Here is a 968-nt window from a genome sequence, read left to right as displayed (position 1 = left end):
GGGACTGCGGACGATTTCTTGGACCGTTACGCGGCCCTTCCCAGCGCGGCGCGGAACTCGGCCGGCGTGCGGCCGCCGAGCGCATCGCTGCGCCTCTCCGTATTGTATCGGCCGATCCAGCCCCCGAGTTCCTCGATGAAGCGGGCAGGGGTCCAGCCCGACCAGTCCCTGCCGTGCCAGAACTCCCTCTTGAGCAGGCCGAAGAAGCCCTCCATCGCCGCGTTGTCCGGGCTGCAGCCCTTGGCGGACATGCTCCTGGCGAGGCCGTGCCCCTCGCAGATCGAGATCCAGCCGGGCCAGCGGTAGTGGCCGCCGCGGTCGGAGTGGATGACGGGGCGCTCGCCGGGCGCGAGCAGCGCGCAGGCGTCCTCGAGCGTCGAGTTGGCGAGCGCGGCGTCCGGTCTCTCGCCGGCCCTCCACGCCACGACCGAGGAGTCGAAGCAGTCCCTGATGGCCGACAGGTAGACCTTCCTGCCGGAGGGCAGCCTGAACTCGGTGATGTCGGTGAGCCACAGGAAGTTCGGCAGGGCCGAGCGGAAGTCGCGGCGCACGAGGTTCGGCGGGGCCGGCGTCGGCTCGCCCGCATAGGAGCTGTAGGGCCTCCTCTTCCTCCTCATCCACCTGGGGACCAGGCCCTCCTCGCGCATGATGCGGAGGACGACCTTCTCCGAGGCGCGCACGGGCTCGTCGAGCTCGCGCAGGCGCGCCGTCACGAAGCGGTACCCCCGCGCCCCCTCGCCGTCCTCGGTGAAGATCCTGCGCACGAGCGCGCGCAGGGGCGCGCGCCGGTCGGGCCTCGCGATCGCGCGGCGCTGGTACTCATAGGAGCTCTTTGATATCCCCAAGGAACTCGTGAGTTCTCTCAAGGACCACTTCCCGCACGGCCTCAGGCGGTCTATCACCAGGGTCTTCTCCCTGTTCGACATCCCGTCGAGGCTCTCGGCTTTTAAAACGTCCTGCACCGCCCT

1 protein-coding gene is annotated in these 968 nt (G+C 69.5%); it reads right to left on the bottom strand.

The window, feature by feature from the left end; translation table 11 throughout:
* Positions 1–26 precede the first annotated feature (26 nt).
* The coding region (locus ACQRAQ_RS08600; protein WP_427794554.1) for an IS3 family transposase at positions 27–968 on the bottom strand (942 nt) is incomplete at its 5' end.

Source organism: Collinsella sp. SGI.178 (genome assembly GCF_050313495.1).
Classification (GTDB): domain Bacteria; phylum Actinomycetota; class Coriobacteriia; order Coriobacteriales; family Coriobacteriaceae; genus Collinsella.
This window is presented reverse-complemented; position numbering and strand designations above follow the sequence as displayed.